The sequence below is a fragment of the Bradyrhizobium sp. USDA 4503 genome, from assembly GCF_054055815.1.
This window is the reverse complement of the sequence record NZ_JBSRXS010000001.1, coordinates 3,711,272-3,727,817: the sequence shown is the minus strand read 5'-3', so window position 1 is coordinate 3,727,817 and position 16,546 is coordinate 3,711,272. Positions and strand designations below refer to the sequence as shown.

General features: G+C 65.3%; 13 protein-coding genes and 1 pseudogene. 10 read left to right on the top strand and 4 right to left on the bottom strand.

The features are described 5' to 3' along the window. Window positions 1–155 precede the first annotated feature (155 nt). On the bottom strand, window positions 156–1,052 hold the full coding sequence (locus tag ACVMIH_RS18135) for a LysR family transcriptional regulator (protein WP_456862778.1): 897 nt from the start codon (window positions 1,050–1,052) through the stop codon (window positions 156–158). A gap of 109 nt (window positions 1,053–1,161) precedes the next feature. On the opposite strand from ACVMIH_RS18135, the gene ACVMIH_RS18130 reads away from it, so the two are divergent. The 7 genes and pseudogenes from ACVMIH_RS18130 (at window position 1,162) to ACVMIH_RS18100 (ending at window position 9,663) form a co-directional block, all read left to right on the top strand. Beyond that, window positions 1,162–2,781 (top strand): FAD-dependent monooxygenase, encoded by a 1,620-nt coding sequence (locus ACVMIH_RS18130; protein ID WP_229190479.1) that lies wholly within the window; start codon window positions 1,162–1,164, stop codon window positions 2,779–2,781. Window positions 2,782–2,792: 11 nt separating this feature from the next. Further along, window positions 2,793–3,584, top strand: coding sequence for an alpha/beta fold hydrolase (locus ACVMIH_RS18125; protein ID WP_456862776.1), 792 nt, complete (start codon window positions 2,793–2,795; stop codon window positions 3,582–3,584). 18 nt (window positions 3,585–3,602) lie between these two features. Then, a complete protein-coding gene (locus tag ACVMIH_RS18120; RefSeq protein ID WP_456862774.1) occupies window positions 3,603–5,021 on the top strand; it encodes an MFS transporter in 1,419 nt (472 codons plus the stop codon). Window positions 5,022–5,039: 18 nt separating this feature from the next. Continuing rightward, complete coding sequence (locus tag ACVMIH_RS18115; RefSeq protein WP_456862771.1) at window positions 5,040–6,230, top strand: M24 family metallopeptidase; 1,191 nt, start codon at window positions 5,040–5,042, stop codon at window positions 6,228–6,230. A 247-nt stretch (window positions 6,231–6,477) separates the two neighbouring features. Beyond that, entirely contained in the window at window positions 6,478–7,794 is a 1,317-nt protein-coding gene (locus tag ACVMIH_RS18110; RefSeq protein ID WP_456862768.1) for an ISNCY family transposase, read from the top strand. Between the two features lie 320 nt (window positions 7,795–8,114). Then, a pseudogene (ilvA, locus tag ACVMIH_RS18105) lies at window positions 8,115–9,303 on the top strand (threonine ammonia-lyase, biosynthetic); the annotation flags it as partial. After that, on the top strand, window positions 9,292–9,663 hold the full coding sequence (locus tag ACVMIH_RS18100; protein WP_456866510.1) for a hypothetical protein: 372 nt from the start codon (window positions 9,292–9,294) through the stop codon (window positions 9,661–9,663). The pseudogene ilvA and the gene ACVMIH_RS18100, both read left to right, overlap by 12 nt. Before the next feature lie 21 nt (window positions 9,664–9,684). Here ACVMIH_RS18100 and ACVMIH_RS18095 read toward each other — a convergent pair whose 3' ends face one another. The 3 genes from ACVMIH_RS18095 to ACVMIH_RS18085 are packed head-to-tail and all read right to left on the bottom strand — an operon-like array spanning window position 9,685 to window position 12,871. Further along, complete coding sequence (locus tag ACVMIH_RS18095) at window positions 9,685–10,713, bottom strand: class II aldolase/adducin family protein (RefSeq protein ID WP_456862766.1); 1,029 nt, start codon at window positions 10,711–10,713, stop codon at window positions 9,685–9,687. 11 nt (window positions 10,714–10,724) lie between these two features. Further along, complete coding sequence (locus ACVMIH_RS18090; protein ID WP_456862763.1) at window positions 10,725–11,594, bottom strand: TIGR01459 family HAD-type hydrolase; 870 nt, start codon at window positions 11,592–11,594, stop codon at window positions 10,725–10,727. After that, a complete protein-coding gene (locus ACVMIH_RS18085) occupies window positions 11,591–12,871 on the bottom strand; it encodes an FGGY-family carbohydrate kinase (protein WP_456782235.1) in 1,281 nt (426 codons plus the stop codon). The genes ACVMIH_RS18090 and ACVMIH_RS18085 overlap by 4 nt, the downstream gene beginning before the upstream one ends. 134 nt (window positions 12,872–13,005) lie before the next feature. Between ACVMIH_RS18085 and ACVMIH_RS18080 the strand changes: the two genes are divergently transcribed. The 3 genes from ACVMIH_RS18080 (at window position 13,006) to ACVMIH_RS18070 (ending at window position 16,538) form a co-directional block, all read left to right on the top strand. Next, on the top strand, window positions 13,006–14,022 hold the full coding sequence (locus ACVMIH_RS18080; protein WP_456862760.1) for a sugar-binding transcriptional regulator: 1,017 nt from the start codon (window positions 13,006–13,008) through the stop codon (window positions 14,020–14,022). A 29-nt stretch (window positions 14,023–14,051) separates the two neighbouring features. Next, entirely contained in the window at window positions 14,052–15,491 is a 1,440-nt protein-coding gene (locus tag ACVMIH_RS18075) for an extracellular solute-binding protein (protein WP_057021038.1), read from the top strand. A 117-nt stretch (window positions 15,492–15,608) separates the two neighbouring features. After that, complete coding sequence (locus ACVMIH_RS18070) at window positions 15,609–16,538, top strand: carbohydrate ABC transporter permease (RefSeq protein ID WP_210262648.1); 930 nt, start codon at window positions 15,609–15,611, stop codon at window positions 16,536–16,538. Window positions 16,539–16,546 lie beyond the last annotated feature (8 nt).

Below are 16,546 nucleotides of genomic sequence, written 5' to 3'. Positions count from 1 at the left end.
CGGCTTGATCGCCAATCTTGGAATGACTCTATAGTTGTCATGACAACTATGGTCAAGACAGATTGGTCGATCGGAAGCTGGAGCCGGACGCAACGGATACGGCCCGTGCGTCGGGCAGCGAGGAATGAGCAGACCGCTTGCGTAGAGCGGCGGGTTCAGCTCTTGCGCGCCGGCGCGGTCAGGATAATTCCCGCGTCGATCAAAGCGCGGCAGATCTTCTTCAGCGCGGCAATCGCTTCACGCGTGGCCCGGCTCACGGGCCGTCCGCGCGGCAGCGCCAGCACGCGCTCGGCGCGCATCCACGGCAACAGCGCCGCCGACAGCACCCCGGCAGCCACCTCCTGGTGAATGCCGGAGAAGGGTAGCAGCGCGTAGCCGAGGCCAGATGCCACCATGCGTTTCATCGGTGTGCTGTTGTCGACCCGCACTGCGCACAGCATGGTCGACGGGAATGGGTTGCGGCTGAGCGGGGCCACCGCGGACGGCAGGGCGTCGAACTCCTTGCGGGTCAGCCGGCCGCGCTTCAGCAGCGGGTCGCGCGACGGTCCGATCAGGAACACCTGTTCGACGACCAGCGTCTCATAGTCGAGATGGTCGTTGGGGGATGGCGTCGTCACGATCGCCAGATCGAGTTCACCGCGCAGCAGGCGTTCGGACGCGTTCTCAGTCAGGCCCTCGCTCAGTTCGAGCCTCACGCGTGGAAACTGCCTTACGAAGGTCTGGGCCAGCGGCGGGTAGAGGATATCGCCGAGGCTCGGCGGCGCACCGATCCGCACCGTACCGCTCGGCTCGCGGTTTTCCGTACGCACCTCGGCCTTGATGTCGCCGATGGTACCGAGCAGCCAGCGCCCGCGCGCGAGCAGCACCTTGCCGGATTCCGTGACCGAGACACCGCGCGCGCCGCGTTCGAGCAAGGCGCCGCCCAATTCCTCCTCGAGTTCCTTGACGTGGCGGCTGAGTGCCGACTGGGCGACGTTCAGCGTGCTCGCTGCGGCGGCAAAGCCGCCACGCTCGGCGACGGCGACGAAATAGCGGATCTGCCGCAGGTCCATGACTGGCACTCCATCTCAAATCGAGATGGATACCATATCAAACATATTCTTGTGAGATACCAAAAAAGGAGCAGTCTCCTCGCAACGATCAAACGGAGGAGAGACGAGGATGGGCATCGCCACCGATGAGGCACGCCAGACGTCTGTATTCATTGCCGGCGGCGGGCCGGTCGGCCTTGCGATGTCGCTGCTGCTCGATCGCTTCGGCATCGACTGCGTGGTGGTCGAGAAGAGCCCGACGACGACGGATCATCCCAAGTCGCGCGGCTGCTGGGTCCGTACCATGGAGATCTTCCGGCAGTGGGGGATCGAGCAAGCGATCCGCGACCGCGGTCTGCAGGACAATTCCGACATGTTCGTGTTCCTCGACAGCATCGCGGGCCACGAGTTCGGCCGCACCCGTCCCGAACCGAATGTCGGCCATACCCCCGCCTGGAAGAGCCTGGTCGCCCAGGACGCCGTCGAGGAGGAAATCCTGCGGGTGGTCGAAAAGTCCAAACACGCCACGGTCCTGTTCAACACGGCCTGTGAATCGTTCGAGGAGACCAACAGCGGCGTCAACGTCACGACACGTTGCGAAAAGACCGGCGAGGTGACGCGATGGATGGCGACTTACCTGATCGCCGCCGATGGCGCGGGCAGCCAGACGCGGCGCAGCGCCGGGATCGAGATGGTCGGGCCCTCGACGCTTGCGGTGATGTCGAACGAGTATTGGCGTGCCGATCTGTCGCGGCTGCCGATCGCGCGCGAGGCCGCCGGCTTCATCATCGTCCCGGACAAGCCCGACCTGCCGCGCGCCGGCATCCTGAACACCAATGGCCGGGATCGCTGGCTGACCGTGACGCAAATCGGCCTGACCAAGGACGATCGCGAGCGGCCTTGGACCGACCAGGAGTTCATCGAGATCGCGCGCGGCCATGTCGGCATTCCCGATCTCGATGTCACGCTTTTGAACCGCTCGATCTGGCGGGTCAGCATGCAGGTGGCCGAGACCTTTCGAAAGGGCCGGGTGTTTCTGGTCGGCGACTGCGCACACCGCTTTCCGCCGACCGGCGGTTTCGGCCTGAACTCCGGCGTTCAGGACGCGCATAACCTCGCGTGGAAACTGGCCTTCGTGCTGAAGGGCTTTGCGAACGAAAAGCTGCTCGACAGCTATTCCAGCGAGCGACGTCCGATCGCGCAATCCAATGCCAATTTCAGCTACGGCAATCGGCTGAGATTCGGGCTGACCGATGACGCCGTGCGATCGCGCGATCCGGACCGGATCAGGTTCTGGATCAACGACATGGACAATCACCTGCACAGCATCGGGCAGAACCTCGGCCACAATTACGAGGAGGGCGCGGTGATCCCCGATGGCACCGTCGCGAAGGCCTTGAACTCCCGCTACTACACGCCGACGGATCGTCCCGGCGCGCGATTTCCGCATATGTGGCTCGAACCTTCGCGCAAGAAATCGACGCTCGACTGGTTCGACAAGCAGTTCACCGTCGTCACGGGGCCGCTCGGCGGCGAGTGGCTGGAGGCGGGGAAGCAGGTGTCGGAGAAGACCGCCTTGCCGCTGTCGCTGAAACAGTTGCCGTCGGCCGATCCGGCGGACGGATTCCAACTGGGCATGCGCGGCGCCGTGCTGGTGCGCCCCGATGGACACGTGGCCTGGCGAATGCCGTGGCTGCCGTCGGATCCGGCGAAGGAATTGGCCGGCGCGCTTTCAACGCTGCTGCATTAGCGGGGACCCCGATGCAATCGTTCGAGTCCAACGGCGTCGTCACGGCGTTTGAGAAAACCGGGCGCGGCGAGCCGATCGTGCTGCTGCATGGCGGCGAGGCCGATCATGCAATGTTCGACGGCCTTGCGCCTGTCCTTGCGGCGAACTTCACGGTGATCGCCTATGACCAGCGCGACTCCGGTGCCACCCGAAACCCTCCGTCGTCCTATTCGCTGGCCGATTTGGCCGACGACGCCGCGGCCTTGGTCGGAGGGCTCGGTTACGATCGTGCCCATGTCTTCGGAACCTCGCTGGGTGGGCAGATCGCGCAGGTGCTGGCGGCCCGTCATCCCGATCGCATCGACCGCCTGATCCTGAGCAGCACCTGGAAGGTCAACAGAAGTCCACTCGACGTCAATGCGGATGTGTTCCGCAAGCTCGCTTCTTACCGTGCGGACACCATCGCCAACGCATCGAAGATTGCCGAGTTCTTCTTCCCGCCGGCTTATCTGCGGGCGAGGCCCGAGCTGATCGAGATCTTCCGTGGCTCGAGCCGCGACGAGGGACAGAAGGCGCGCCGCGCCGCCTTGCTTGCGCAGCCTGTCGCCGCCGATCTGACCGGCTTCGATCGCCCGACGCTCTTGCTGGCGGGCGGTGATGACCGGCTGATCCCGAATGTCGAAACATTTGCGCTCGCCCGCGATCTTGCGCGCGTCGAGACGAGGACCATCGCAGGCGTCGGCCATGTCGCGTCGATCCAGGCCCCCGAGCGGGTGGCGGAGGCGGTGACGGCATTTCTGAATTCAAACGAGAAGGCGGCTTGACAACAACAGGGGGAGACCATGGCGGAGCAAACGAGCGCAGTGCCGTTCGACGAAGCGCCGGTAACGACGCGCTATTGGCTATCGATCATCATCTTCGCCGTCACCGGCGTGGTCGATTTCTTCGATTTCTTTGTGGTCGGCTTCCTGGTCTCGGTGCTGGCGCCGAAATGGCACCTGACGTTTGGGCAGACCTCGATCATGCTGATGAGCGCCGGCATCGGGGCGATGCTGGGGGCGTTCGTCGCGGGCGTCCTCGCGGATCGTTTCGGGCGCAAGCCGCTGGCGATATCAGGCGTTCTGCTCTGCGGCCTGACCTCGGGTGCGATCGCGTTCATTCCGGAAGACGGCTGGGTTGCGTTTGCGATCCTGCGCTTCTTCGTCGGCTTCGGCCTTGCCGCCGGCGCGGCGGCGGCGGTTCCTGCTATCGTCGAATTCGCGCCGACCCGCCATCGCACGCTGGTCACGAGTCTCGTGGTCGTCCCGGTCGCTTTTGGCGTGTTGTCGGCGTCGGTGACGGCGAGCTTCCTGCTGCCACTGGTCGGCTGGCGCGGATTGGCGGCGGTCGGATTCCTGCCGATCATCCTCGGGATTCTGACCATGATCATGATGCCGGAATCGCCGCGCTGGCTCATCAGCAAGGGCCGCGTCCGCGAGGCGCAGGCGAGCATCCGAAAACTCTATCGGGTCGGCGGCGATGAGTTTGTTCTGCCCACGCTGCCGCCGGCGAGCCCGGCGACATTTGCCGATCTCTTTGCCGAGCAGCGGCGCTTCTGGCTGACGGTCCTGATCTGGTTCGGCGCCAGCACGGCGAATTACGGCGTGTTCCTGTGGGGGCCGACGATCGTGGCGCTTCTGCTCGGCGTCGCGCCCCAGGATGCGGCAAAGATGTTCATCTATGTCAGCCTCGCCGGCGTGCTCGGCCGGACCGGCTTCGCCTTCCTCGCCCATCGGATCGGCCGCAAGCCCTGTGGTCAGTTGATGGGCTACGGCACCGCGGCGTCGCTGGCGCTCGCCGCCTATTTTCACAACGACTTTGCCGGCTCGGTACCGTTGTTCCTGGTCTTCCTGATCGTCGGCGCCGTGTTCTTCGATGGCGGATTTTCGAACATCGGACCCTATCCGGCGGAAATCTTCCCGGTTCAGCTCTCGGGACGCGCAGTCGGCCTTGCCCAGCTCTCGAATGGGATCGGCAAGATCGTAGGTCCCCTGTGTCTCGCATTGATCGCCGGCGCGGATAATCTCGTGCATCCAAGTGCGACCGCCGCGGCGGTGACGCCGGCGTTCTGCTTTCTTGCCGGCGCGGGCCTCCTGATCGGCCTTGCCTTTACGTTCCTCGGCGTCGAGCCGCACGGGCGCCCGGTGGTTCTGTTTGGCGAAAACGCGAGCGCGAGCGCCGCACCGAAATCGCTGGCCGCAAAACCGGCCGCGGGACAGTGAAAGACGAAAGGTCATACCATGGACAACGCTTTCGACACGATCGCAACGGCGGCGCCGTTCGATACTGCAAAGCTCGATCGGCTGATGGATGAAGCGGGGCTCGACGTCCTGATCGTCACCTCGCGTCACAATGTGCAGTATCTGCTCGGTGGATATCGCTTCTTCTTCTTCGACGTCATGGAGGCAATCGGCACCAGCCGCTATCTGCCGGTGTTCGTCTATCAGAAAGGACACCCGGAAAATTCCGCCTACATCGGCAACCGCATGGAAAAGTTCGAGCACGCGCTCGGACGGATATGGACGCCGATTGTCAAGGCGGAGGCGTGGGGAACGATCGATGCGATCGGCCTCGTCATCGATCATGTGAGGAAGCTCGCTGGCTCCGCCAGGCGCATCGGCATCGAGGCAGGCTTCCTGCCGGCCGATGCCAGGGATCATCTGCATGCCGGCCTTGGCGACGTCGAGTTCCGCGAGGTCCATTTCACGCTGGAACGTCTGCGTGCCGTAAAGTCTCCCGCCGAACTGGACCTCATCAGAGAGGCTTCCGAACGGGTCGTCGACGCGATGATGGCCACGTTCAGTGGCTGCGCACCGGGCATGACCAAGCACGACGTCGTCGCCCATCTGCGCCGCGAGGAGCAGGAGCGCGATCTGGTCTTCGAATATTGCCTGATTGCCGCGGGCAAGAGCCATAACCGCGCGCCTTCCAGCCAGCGTCTCGTGCAAGGCGACGTGATCTCGATCGATTCCGGCGGAAACTACCGGGGCTATATCGGCGATCTCAGCCGCATGGGCATCCTGGGTGAACCCGACAGCGAGCTGCGCGAGTTGCTGCAGGAAATCGAGGACGTCCAGCAGTTGGCCCGGCGCGCGATCCGGCCGGGCGCCAGGGGTGGCGACATCATCGCGGCGGGCGAGGCGGCCGTCAAAGCCTCGCCGCATCGCGCCGTGCTCGACTTCACCGCACACGGCATCGGGCTCGTCAGCCACGAAGCGCCGCGCCTGACTGCGACAGGTCCGGTGCCTTATTCGCCGTATGACGCTGATCGGCCGCTCGAACGCGGGATGGTGATCTCGATCGAGACCGCGCTGCTGCATCCAACGCGCGGCTACATCAAGCTCGAGGACACGCTGATCGTCTCCGAATCGGGCTGGGAAGCGCCCGGTGACCATGGCAGGGGGTGGAATTCGGCCCGTCCCATGGCCTGAAGCGGTCAGTGCAGGGCGGTATTTTGGCTAAGCCACGGATTCAGCCGCAGCGCTGGAGGCGTTTGGCAATATTCGGAATACTAGAAATGTACCCCTGAGTTGCCCGACGTGTCAAGTGGCTCGGTCGAGTCTGTCAGTAGCTCGTGATCTGTCGCCTGTTTGTAGCTCGTGAAGTGTCGTGTTTTCGGTGCTCCGGAACAAGGGGGGCACGATGGGCACGGCATCCATTCACGAGGGTGTACGACGGATGCGGTTTTCAGATTTGCTGGATCGGACGGAGGCGAAGGAACTGACGCAGGAGGCAGCTTCGGAGGTTCTTGGGATCAGTGTTCGGACGTTTCAACGCTGGGCGGAGCGCTATGAGGCGGAGGGCGACGACGGGCTTGTCGACCGCCGGCTGGGGCGTCGTTCGCCACGGCGGGCGCCGGAGGAGGCGCTGGAACGGATGCTTGCGCTGTACCGGGACAAGTACGCGGACTTCACGGTGAAGCACTTCCACGAGCAGATGCAAAAGCGGCACGACTATGTGCTGGGCTATACGGTGACGAAGCTGGCGCTGCACGCGGCGGGGCTGGTGCGGAAGGCTCCGAAGCGTTCGGCGCACCGCAAGAAGCGGCCGCGGCGGCCGCTTCGGGGCATGCTGCTGCACCAGGACGGATCGCGCCACGTTTGGATCGAAGGCCTGCCCGCGAGGGACCTGATCGTCACGATGGACGATGCGACCAGCGAGATCTACTCGATGGTGCTGGTCGAGGAAGAAGGAACGGCCTCGACCTTCCAGGCCTTGCGCGAAGTGATTGGCGAGCATGGCCTGTTCTGCGCGCTCTACACCGACCGCGGCAGCCATTATTTCCTGACCCCAAAAGCTGGCGAGAAGATCTCGAAGACGCAACAAACCCAGGTGGGACGGGCTTTGTCGCATCTTGGGATCGAGCATATCGCAGCCTATTCGCCGCAGGCGCGCGGGCGCTCCGAGCGGGTGTTCGGCACCTTGCAGGACCGGCTGCCGAAGGAGCTGCGGCTTGCCGGGATCACGACGGTTGAGGCTGCCAACGCGTGGCTGAAGGCGCATTACATCCCCGGGCACAACGCCGCGTTTGCGATCAAGCCCGAACAGGAAGGCACGGCATTCGTGGCCGATCGGCATGAGGCCTGGCGCGAGGCGCTGTGCGTGATCGAGGAGCGAACCGTCGCCAACGACAATACCGTTGCATGGAACGGTCGGCGGCTGCAGTTGCCGGAGAGCCGGCTAAGACCTCACTTCGTCAAGGCTGTGGTGCGGCTCCATGAGTATCCCGATGGCACCGTCAGCGTGTTCCTTGGACCGCATCGATTGGCGATGTTTAGCGCCAACGGACAGCAGATCAGCCCCGACGCGCCTCAGCCTGGCGGCGTGCTCGGAGCCGTCAAGGACAAGCCCTGGCGGGCGCGCAAGCGCGCGTCCTTGACCGCTCCTGCGCGCGCCGCCGTCGAGAAAGCGCGGGTCGGGACGGAGAAACGGGCTTCAAGTCGAACAAAGAAACTCACCCACAGGGCTAAAACCGCCACAACAGCCGTGGCATGATCAATCAGGGAAAGCCGTCCCCGCCTTCCGGCTCCCCTGCAAATCAGAAACGAAGGCGACAGATCACGAGCTACAAAAACACGACATCTTCACCCGCTACGGACAGTGGCTCGGTCGAGTCTGGCCGCCGCCGGCTACTGTGCATGGGGTTGTTTTCGATATTTTGGCAGCGGCGGTCTTTGCTTCACGCCAGCCTCCCCTCATGCGATGCTTCGAACTGGATGCAGCGGCGGCTCCGTGCCGTCCGCTCGCCGGGTCGGCGCCGACGATGGTAAGGTGCAACCGATATCGATTGCCTCCCCATCGACAGAAGCGACCCGATGACCGCTGCCGCCGACGCACTCCGTGACTACGCCCAAAGCATCCTGACCGCCCGTGTCTACGACGTGGCGGTCGAGACGCCGCTCGATCCCATGCCGCGGCTTTCGGAGCGATTGTCGCGTAACGTGTTGCTGAAGCGGGAAGACTTCCAGCCGATCTTCTCGTTCAAGCTTCGCGGCGCCTACAACAAGATCGTCAGGTTGCCGGACGCGCAGCGAAGACAGGGCGTGATCTGCGCGTCGGCCGGCAATCATGCCCAGGGCGTGGCGCTGTCGGCGCGCAAGCTCGGCATTCCGGCGACGATCGTGATGCCGAGGACGACGCCCGCTATCAAGGTCGAGGCCGTCCGGCGTTTGGGCGGTGATGTTGTCCTGCATGGCGATACGTTCGACGACGCGCAAACCAAGGCCAGGGAGATCGAGGCTGCGCGTGGCTTGACCTTTGTGCATCCGTTCGACGATCCCGATGTAATCGCCGGCCAGGGAACGGTCGGGATGGAGATCCTGCGCCAGCATCCCGATCCGATCGAGGCGATCTTCGTGCCGATCGGCGGAGGCGGACTGGCGGCCGGCGTGGCCGCCTTCGTGAAATTCCTCAACCCGTCGATCAAGGTCGTCGGCGTCGAGCCGGCGGACGCCGCGTCGATGGCGGCCGCGCTCGCCAAGGGCAACGTCGTCGCGCTGGATCAGGTCGGACTGTTCGCCGACGGCGTCGCCCGTCCGCAAGGTGGGAACCGAGACCTTCCGGCTCTGCCGCGACCTGCTCGACGAGGTTGTCACGGTGGACACCGATGCCATGTGCGCCGCCATCAAGGACATCTTCGACGACGTGCGATCGGTTGCCGAACCCTCCGGCGCATTGGCGCTGGCCGGCCTCAAGGCCTACGCCGAGCGCGGCGCGCTCAGTGACGGAAGCCTGATTGCGGTCAACAGCGGCGCCAATCTGAATTTCGACCGGCTGCGCACCATTGCCGACCGCGCCGAGGTCGGCGAACATCGCGAGGCGCTGCTTGCCGTGACCGTGCCGGAGAAGCCGGGCAGCTATCGGCACTTCATCCGCATCCTCGGCTCGCGCGCGATCACGGAATTCAACTACCGCTTTGCCGAGACCACCGCGCCGGCGCAACTGTTCGTCGGCATCGCGCTGAGCCGCGGCGAGGCCGAGAAGCGGGAGGTCATGGAGCTGCTTCGGCGCGAAGGCTATCCGATCCTCGATTTGAGCGAGAACGAGATGGCCAAGGACCATGTGCGCTACATGGTGGGCGGTCGCGCTCCGCTGCTCAAGGACGAGGTCATCTACCGCTTCGAGTTTCCGGAGCGTCCCGGCGCGTTGCTGAAATTCCTCGAGAGCCTGGCGCCCGACTGGAATATTTCGCTGTTCCACTATCGCAATCACGGCGCCGACTATGGACGCATCCTGGCGGGGATCGAGGTCAAGCCTCACGAGCGCACCCGGTTCGTTCAGGCGCTGGATGCGCTCGGCTATCCCTACTGGAACGAGAGCGAAAATCCGGCCTATCGCCTGTTTCTCTCCGCCGAGAAGGGATGAAGCGACGAACGTCTCTGTCGATCAGCGATCGGCCGTCAGTTGCTGGCGATAGCGCTCGGCGTCCCAATTCAGCAGCGCATGCTCGTTCTCTGCGGTCAGATAGTTGACCCGTGCGGTCAGGGGCAGGCGGCAGGTGACCAATGCGAGACAGCTCAGCATGGCTTCCGCGCCGTCGCTCGCATCCTCGCGGATAAGGCTGCCGAGGTCGGGAACGAGGAGCGCCACCGGCGGCGGCAGTCCGTTCGCGGTGGTCTGCGCGATCATGGCGCTCAGCTTCTCGCGATGTTCCAGGACCGGCAGGCCCGGGCCGAGGAAGACGACGTGATCAGGATACAACGAGCCGCTGGTCGCGATCGCGCGGCTGTAACGGTCGGTGGCAATGTCGTGGCCGCGAGGATCCCGCGGCAGGCGATAGTTGCTGCCGGCGCAGATCGTGCGGAGCGCGTCATGATCTGCCGAGGGCGCGCTGCGCTGCTCGAGGGCGAGACGTAGCTCGACATCGGCGACCAAAGCCTCCGCCGCGTCGCAGCTGGCTGCACCGACCACCAGGCCGTGATTGCCGAGGATCAGGACGTCCACCGTATCATCGGCGATCGCGTCGCTGACGGCGCGTGCGAGCGGCAGCCCCGGGTGATGATAGTCGAGGTAACGCCAGGCCAGTCCGTCCAGTCGCCGGGCAAATTCGTCGCGGGCGTCGGTGCGCACCGCCCATGCGATGGTGTTGACGGAATGGACGTGCAGCACGATCCGGTGCGGCATCAGCGCATGCAGCGAGGTCTCGATCGAGGCGCGCAGCGTCGTCCCGGCGTTCGGCGCCAGCGGCACGCGTTCGTCGCCATGCAGCAGCGCCGCGCGCGCGGCCGACAAGGCGACCGGCACGAAAATCTCCTTGTCCTCGGCATCGGCGAGCCAGGTCCCCGACGCCTTCACCCACAGCACGTCGCCATCCTTGACCGACGAATTGCCGCCGGCGCCTTGCACCAGCAGGATGTTCCTGCCGACGCGTGCCGACATGCGGCGCAGTTCATCCAGCATTTGAGGCGGTCGCATCGGGGCTGTTCTCACCAGGTCAGATGGTCCATCGTCCAGTGCGGCATCCGCGCCGCTGTGCCGGCCACGGTCTGGATCGCCCGCGGCAGATCGCTCGCCTGCGCAAGCGTCGCGCGGTGGGCGCCGGAGCCGATCAGCAGGGTCAGCATGCCGGCGGTGCGTCCACCGGCGATATCGTGATCGAGGGAGTCGCCGATGACGAGGATCCGGTCCGGCGGCGGCCGTCCCAATTGATCGCGCGCGGCGGCAAACATCGGTGGATACGGCTTGCCGACGAACAGCACGGTGCCGCCGAGCGAATGGTAGAATGCGGCGAGCGCGCCCGGCGCCGGGATCAGGCCCGCGACCCCGAACATCACGAGATCGGGATTGGCGCACAGCATCGGCAGTTGGCGTGCGGCAGCGGTTGCCAGCGGCTCACGCCATCGCTCGGGCTCGGCCGCATCATCGTCGAGACCGCCGAGCAGGATGAAATCGGCCTCGCGCATGTTCGAGACCACCACAAGGTCGGTGCCGTCGACGATCGAGCGGTCACCGTCGCGCGAGATCAGGAAGCAGGCCCGTCCGAGCTCGGCAAAGGGAGCCTGCTCGCGCGCATGCAGGCCGCGCCAGGTGACCTCGCCCGAGGACAACACGCCGTCATAGGCATCGGGCGGCAGGCCGAGCGTCGCGAGCCGCCGCTGGTTGCTGCCGGCGCGCTTGCCGGAATTGGACAGGATCAGGATCCGTTTGCCGGCTTCGCGCAGCCGCGCCACGCACTCCAGCGCCGCGGGGAACACCGCCAGCCCCTCATGCAGCGTGCCCCACTGGTCGAGCAGCACATGATCGAAGCGGTCGGCGATGGCGTTAAGGCCGGCGATCGCGGTCGCGTCGGCCTTCATGACGGGCCTCCGTTCAACGCGAGCAGCGCGGCGCCGTAGCTTGCTTCGGTCTGCTCGGCGACCGAGACGGGAACGCCGAGAACGCGGTGCCGGATGCTGGTCCAGGCGTCGTTCTTCGCGCCACCGCCGATGGCGATGACGCGGCGCAGGCGCGGCGCACCGAGCCGCGCTAGCTGGCGGTAGGCGAGGGCTTCCACCGAGGCGATGCCCTCGAGCAGACCCTGGAAGAAGCGGCAATCTTCCGCAGGACGCGGCGTGACCCGCGCGGCCAACGCTGGATCGGCGATCGGAAAGCGTTCGCCGGGTTTTGGCAGCGGATAGTAGTCGAGCCCGGTCGGCTGGTCCGGCGTCAGCTGCGGTGTCAGCCGCTCCATCTCGGCGGCGGTGAAATGCACCAGCAAAGCGGCGCCGCCGGAGTTCGAGGCGCCGCCGGCAAGCCAGCGCTCGCCGAGCCGGTGCGAATAGACGCCTTGGTCGGCCGCGAAGATCGGCTGGGTCGCAAGCTGCTTCACCACCAGCGTGGTGCCGAGCGAGGTGACGGCATCGCCCGGCTGGTCGGCGCGCGTCGCGATGAAGGCCGCAACGCCATCGGTGGTGCCGGCGGAGACCTGCGCCGTGAGCGGCAGTCCCAGCGACCGTGCGATCTGCGGATCCATCTCGGAAAATGGCGTGCCCGGCACCAGCACTTCGGGGAGCAGATCGTCGCGCACGCCGAGCTGTTCGAGCCAGGATGGCCAGGCGCGCGCGACCGGGTCGTAGCCGAGCTTCAGCGCGTTGTTCTCGTCGCTGATGCCGTGATGGTTCGCGAGCCGGCCGGCGATCCAGTCCGCCTGGTGAACGGCGTGGCGCGCATCGCCGACATAGCCGTCATTCTGCAGATAGAGCAGCTTGGCGAGCGCGCTGCTCGCGCCATGCGCGCCGCTCTCGCGCGGGGCGACCGCCGCGACGCGCGTCGCCTCACGCGTGGCGCGGGCATCATTGTACATCAGCCCCGGCGAGCAGGGGCGGCCGGCGGCGTCGACCAGCAACAGCGTGCCCGACGTGCCGTCGACGACGATGCGCGTGACGTCGCCGAGAGCGACGGTCTCGCCGAGCTTGCGGATGGCCGCCGTCGCGGCCTGCCACCACAGCTCTGGTGTCTGGTCGATGGCGTTGCCGTCGACGCGCGGTGCAGCCAGCGCGACGGACGCAAAGCCGCGGATGGCGGCCTGCGCATCGATTGCACAAGCGCGCACGCCGCCGGTTCCGACGTCGATGCCGAGATACAGACCTCCCATGCGACCTCATCGCTCTCTGGTGCGCGCGCGACGACGTTGGTTGCGCTGCAGCACGTTTGGGGGATTGACGCCCCGTTCGGCCTCTGCAATTTTTTGCAGTACGTGAAGAAATTTGCAAGCGGACTTTTCCTGATATGGCACCCCCGCCCGACAGGCTGCCGGTGATCGACGGCGAGGCGTCGCTCGCGACGCGCGCAGCGTGGCTGTATTTCGCGGCGGGGCTCACCCAGTCCGAGGTCGCCGACCGCCTCAACATCCAGAGCACCAAGGCGCATCGCCTGATCGCACGCGCCAGCCGCGAGGGCATGATCCGCGTGTTCGTCGAGGGGCCGGTCGCCGAATGCGTCGCGCTCGAGAACGATCTCGCGCAGCGCTTCGGCCTCTCGTTCTGCCGCGTCGCGCCTGATCTCGGCGAGGGCGATCTGCCGCTGAAGGCGCTGGCGCTGGAAGGCGCGAGCTTCCTGCGCCAGATCCTGGAGCGCGGCCAGGACAGGGTGATCGGCTTCGGCCATGGCCGCACGCTCGCGGCGGTCGTGGAGCAGATGCCGCAGACGCCGGCGCGCGACGCGCAATTCGTGTCGCTGCTCGGCGGACTGACGCGGAAATTTGCCGCCAATCCGTTCGATGTGATTCACAAGCTCGCCGAGCGCACCGGCGCGGAAGCCTATCTGCTGCCGGTGCCGGTGTTCGCCAATTCGGTCGCCGACCGCGCCGTGCTGATGCAGCAATTCGGCATCGCCGACGTTTTCGCGCTGGCGCGCAAGGCCTCGCTGCTGTTCGTCGGCATAGGCCAGGTCAGCCGTGACGGCTTCCTGGTGTCGAGCGGCATGATCAAGCCCGACGAGGTCGTCGAGCTGAAGCGTGTCGGCGCCTGCGCGGACCTGCTCGGGCATTTCTTCAGCGCCGACGGAACGGTGCTGGACACCGATCTGTCGGCCCGCGCTACCTCCATGAGCATGCCCGACCTCAGGAAGCACCGGATCGTCGCCATCGCCGGCGGGCCGGCCAAGGTGACCGCGCTGCGCGGCGTGCTGCGCAGCGGCGTTCTGCACGGCCTCATCATCGACGAAGCGACCGCAAAGGCGCTCGCCACCGACAAGCCGGAGACCACATCCGGCAAGACAAGAAGCAAGACCCGGAAGGACACATAAAACAAAGCGTCAACAAGGAGAGGAAATACATGTTCGATCGCGAGAAGAATCTATTCGACTCCTACGCTGCCAAACGCATCAGCCGCCGCGATCTCCTGGACGGCGCCGCCAAGCTCGGCATCGCGGGGATCGCCGCCAACGCCGCTTTCGCCTCCTCCATGTCGAAGGCGATGGCCGCCGACTTCAACTGGAAGGCCCAGAGCGGCAAGAGCGTCAAGCTGCTGCTCAACAAGCACCCCTATGTCGACGCGATGATCGGCGACATCGAGGCGTTCAAGACGCTCACCGGCATGAACGTCACCTACGACATCTTCCCGGAGGACGTCTATTTCGACAAGGTGACGGCGGCGCTGTCGTCGAAGTCGGACCAGTACGATGCCTTCATGACCGGCGCCTACATGACCTGGACCTATGGTCCGGCGGGCTGGATCGAAGACCTCAACACCTACATCAAGGACCCCGCCAAGACCAATCCGGCCTTCGCCTGGGACGACGTGCTTCCGGGCCTGCGCGCCTCGACCGCGTGGGACGGCGTCGCCGGCTCCGAGCTCGGCACGGGCAAGGCCAAGCAGTGGTGCATCCCCTGGGGCTATGAGCTCAACAACATCACCTACAACCGCAACGTCTTCGACAAGGTCGGCGTCAAGCCGCCGAAGAACCTCGACGAGATGCTGGAGGTCGCGGCCAAGATCACCAAGGACGCCGGCGGTCCCTACGGCGTCGGCGTGCGCGGCTCGCGCTCCTGGGCGACCATCCATCCCGGTTTCCTGTCTGCCTATTCGAACTTCGGCCAGAAGGATTTCGTGATGGAGGGCGGCAAGCTGAAGGCCGCGATGAACACCAAGGCCTCGAAGGATTTCCACGACAAATGGGTCAAGATGATCCAGACCTCGGGCCCGAAAAACTGGTCGACCTACACTTGGTACCAGGTCGGCACCGATCTCGGCGCCGGCGCCTCGGGCATGATCTTCGACGCCGACATCCTCGGCTACTTCATGAACGGCGGCGACAACAAGGAGAAGGGGCATCTTGGCTATGCGCCGTTCGCGGCCAATCCGGCCGCCAAGGCGCCGACCCCGAACGTCTGGATCTGGTCGCTCGCGATGTCGAGCTTCTCCAAGCAGAAGGAGGCGGCCTGGCTGTTCATGCAGTGGGCGGCATCCGTCGAGCACGATCTGTTCGGCGCGCGCAAGATGGACTTCGTCAATCCGGTGCGCGCATCGGTGTGGAAGGACAGCGAATTCCGCGACCGCATCGCGAAATCCTATCCCGGCTATCTCGAGCAGCACGACATGTCGTCGCCCGGCGCCAAGATCTACTTCACGGCGCAGCCGCTGTTCTTCGACCTGACGACGGAATGGGCCGCTTCGCTGCAGAAGATGGTGGCCAAGGAGGTCAGCGTCGACGAAGGGCTCGACAAGCTCGCCGACAGCATCAACCGCCAGCTCAAGCAGGCCGGTCTCGGCTGACGGATCAACTGTGCGGTGCCTGATCCCCCGCACCGCACCCATCCGCCGGCTCGGACCCTTGTCCCATCCGAGCCGGCGGCGTTTGCCAGCCGAACGCGATCTCTTATCATCATGAGCATGGTCCAACTCCTCCAGACGAACGCGCAGGCAGCGCCGGCCAAACCAAGGCCGCGCGTGCGCCTCTTGCCCTATCTGCTCAGCCTGCCGGCGCTGCTCGTCTGCGTGGCGATCCTGGTTCCGTTCGTGACCGCGGCGGTCTACTCGCTGCAGCGCTACCGGCTGAACCTGCCTCATCTGCGCGGCTTCATCGGCGCCGGAAACTACATCGACTTCCTGTCCGACCCGGCGTTCTGGAATACGTTCCGCGTCTCGATCACCTATACTGTGGTCACGGTCGTGCTCGAGCTGCTGCTCGGTCTTGGCATCGCGCTGCTGCTGCGCCGGCCCACCCGCTTCCACAATGCAGTGTCGATCATGCTGCTGCTGCCGCTGATGACGGCGCCGGCGATCGCCGCGCTGATGTGGAAGCTGATGACCAATCCGAGCTTCGGCATCCTGTCCTATCTGGTCGGCCTGTTCGGCGTCACCGATTTCAAATGGGCCTCCGATCCATCGAGTGCGCTGTTCACGGTCGTGCTGGTCGATGTCTGGGTCTACACGCCGTTCATCATGATCCTGCTGCTGGCGGGGCTGCGCTCGCTGCCGCGGCAGCCGTTCGAAGCCGCGGCACTCGACGGCGTGCCGGCGAGCTTTGTGTTCTTCCGCATCACGCTGCCGATGCTGGCGCCCTACATCATCACGGCGTCGCTGTTCCGGCTGCTCGATTCGATCCAGCAGTTCGACATCATCTATGCGATGACGCAGGGCGGGCCGGGCGACCGGCTGATGGTGTTCCAGGTGCAGGCCTATCTGGAATTCTTCCAGTACACCAATGTCGGCAGATCGGCGGCGCTGTTGATGATCCTCTGGCTCATCACCAACATCCTGTCGAACATCTTCATCAAGAACTGGCTGCGGCTGCGCGCGCGTGCGCACGGCCACGCGTGACGGGGAGG

Bases quoted from the DNA above. Each gene is read 5' to 3' on its own strand.
- ACVMIH_RS18135 (WP_456862778.1), bottom strand. From the start codon at position 1,052: ATGGACCTGCGGCAGATCCGCTATTTCGTCGCCGTCGCCGAGCGTGGC.
- ACVMIH_RS18130 (WP_229190479.1), top strand. From the start codon at position 1,162: ATGGGCATCGCCACCGATGAGGCACGCCAGACGTCTGTATTCATTGCC.
- ACVMIH_RS18125 (WP_456862776.1), top strand. From the start codon at position 2,793: ATGCAATCGTTCGAGTCCAACGGCGTCGTCACGGCGTTTGAGAAAACC.
- ACVMIH_RS18120 (WP_456862774.1), top strand. From the start codon at position 3,603: ATGGCGGAGCAAACGAGCGCAGTGCCGTTCGACGAAGCGCCGGTAACG.
- ACVMIH_RS18115 (WP_456862771.1), top strand. From the start codon at position 5,040: ATGGACAACGCTTTCGACACGATCGCAACGGCGGCGCCGTTCGATACT.
- ACVMIH_RS18110 (WP_456862768.1), top strand. From the start codon at position 6,478: ATGCGGTTTTCAGATTTGCTGGATCGGACGGAGGCGAAGGAACTGACG.
- ACVMIH_RS18100 (WP_456866510.1), top strand. From the start codon at position 9,292: ATGGAGCTGCTTCGGCGCGAAGGCTATCCGATCCTCGATTTGAGCGAG.
- ACVMIH_RS18095 (WP_456862766.1), bottom strand. From the start codon at position 10,713: ATGCGACCGCCTCAAATGCTGGATGAACTGCGCCGCATGTCGGCACGC.
- ACVMIH_RS18090 (WP_456862763.1), bottom strand. From the start codon at position 11,594: ATGAAGGCCGACGCGACCGCGATCGCCGGCCTTAACGCCATCGCCGAC.
- ACVMIH_RS18085 (WP_456782235.1), bottom strand. From the start codon at position 12,871: ATGGGAGGTCTGTATCTCGGCATCGACGTCGGAACCGGCGGCGTGCGC.
- ACVMIH_RS18080 (WP_456862760.1), top strand. From the start codon at position 13,006: ATGGCACCCCCGCCCGACAGGCTGCCGGTGATCGACGGCGAGGCGTCG.
- ACVMIH_RS18075 (WP_057021038.1), top strand. From the start codon at position 14,052: ATGTTCGATCGCGAGAAGAATCTATTCGACTCCTACGCTGCCAAACGC.
- ACVMIH_RS18070 (WP_210262648.1), top strand. From the start codon at position 15,609: ATGGTCCAACTCCTCCAGACGAACGCGCAGGCAGCGCCGGCCAAACCA.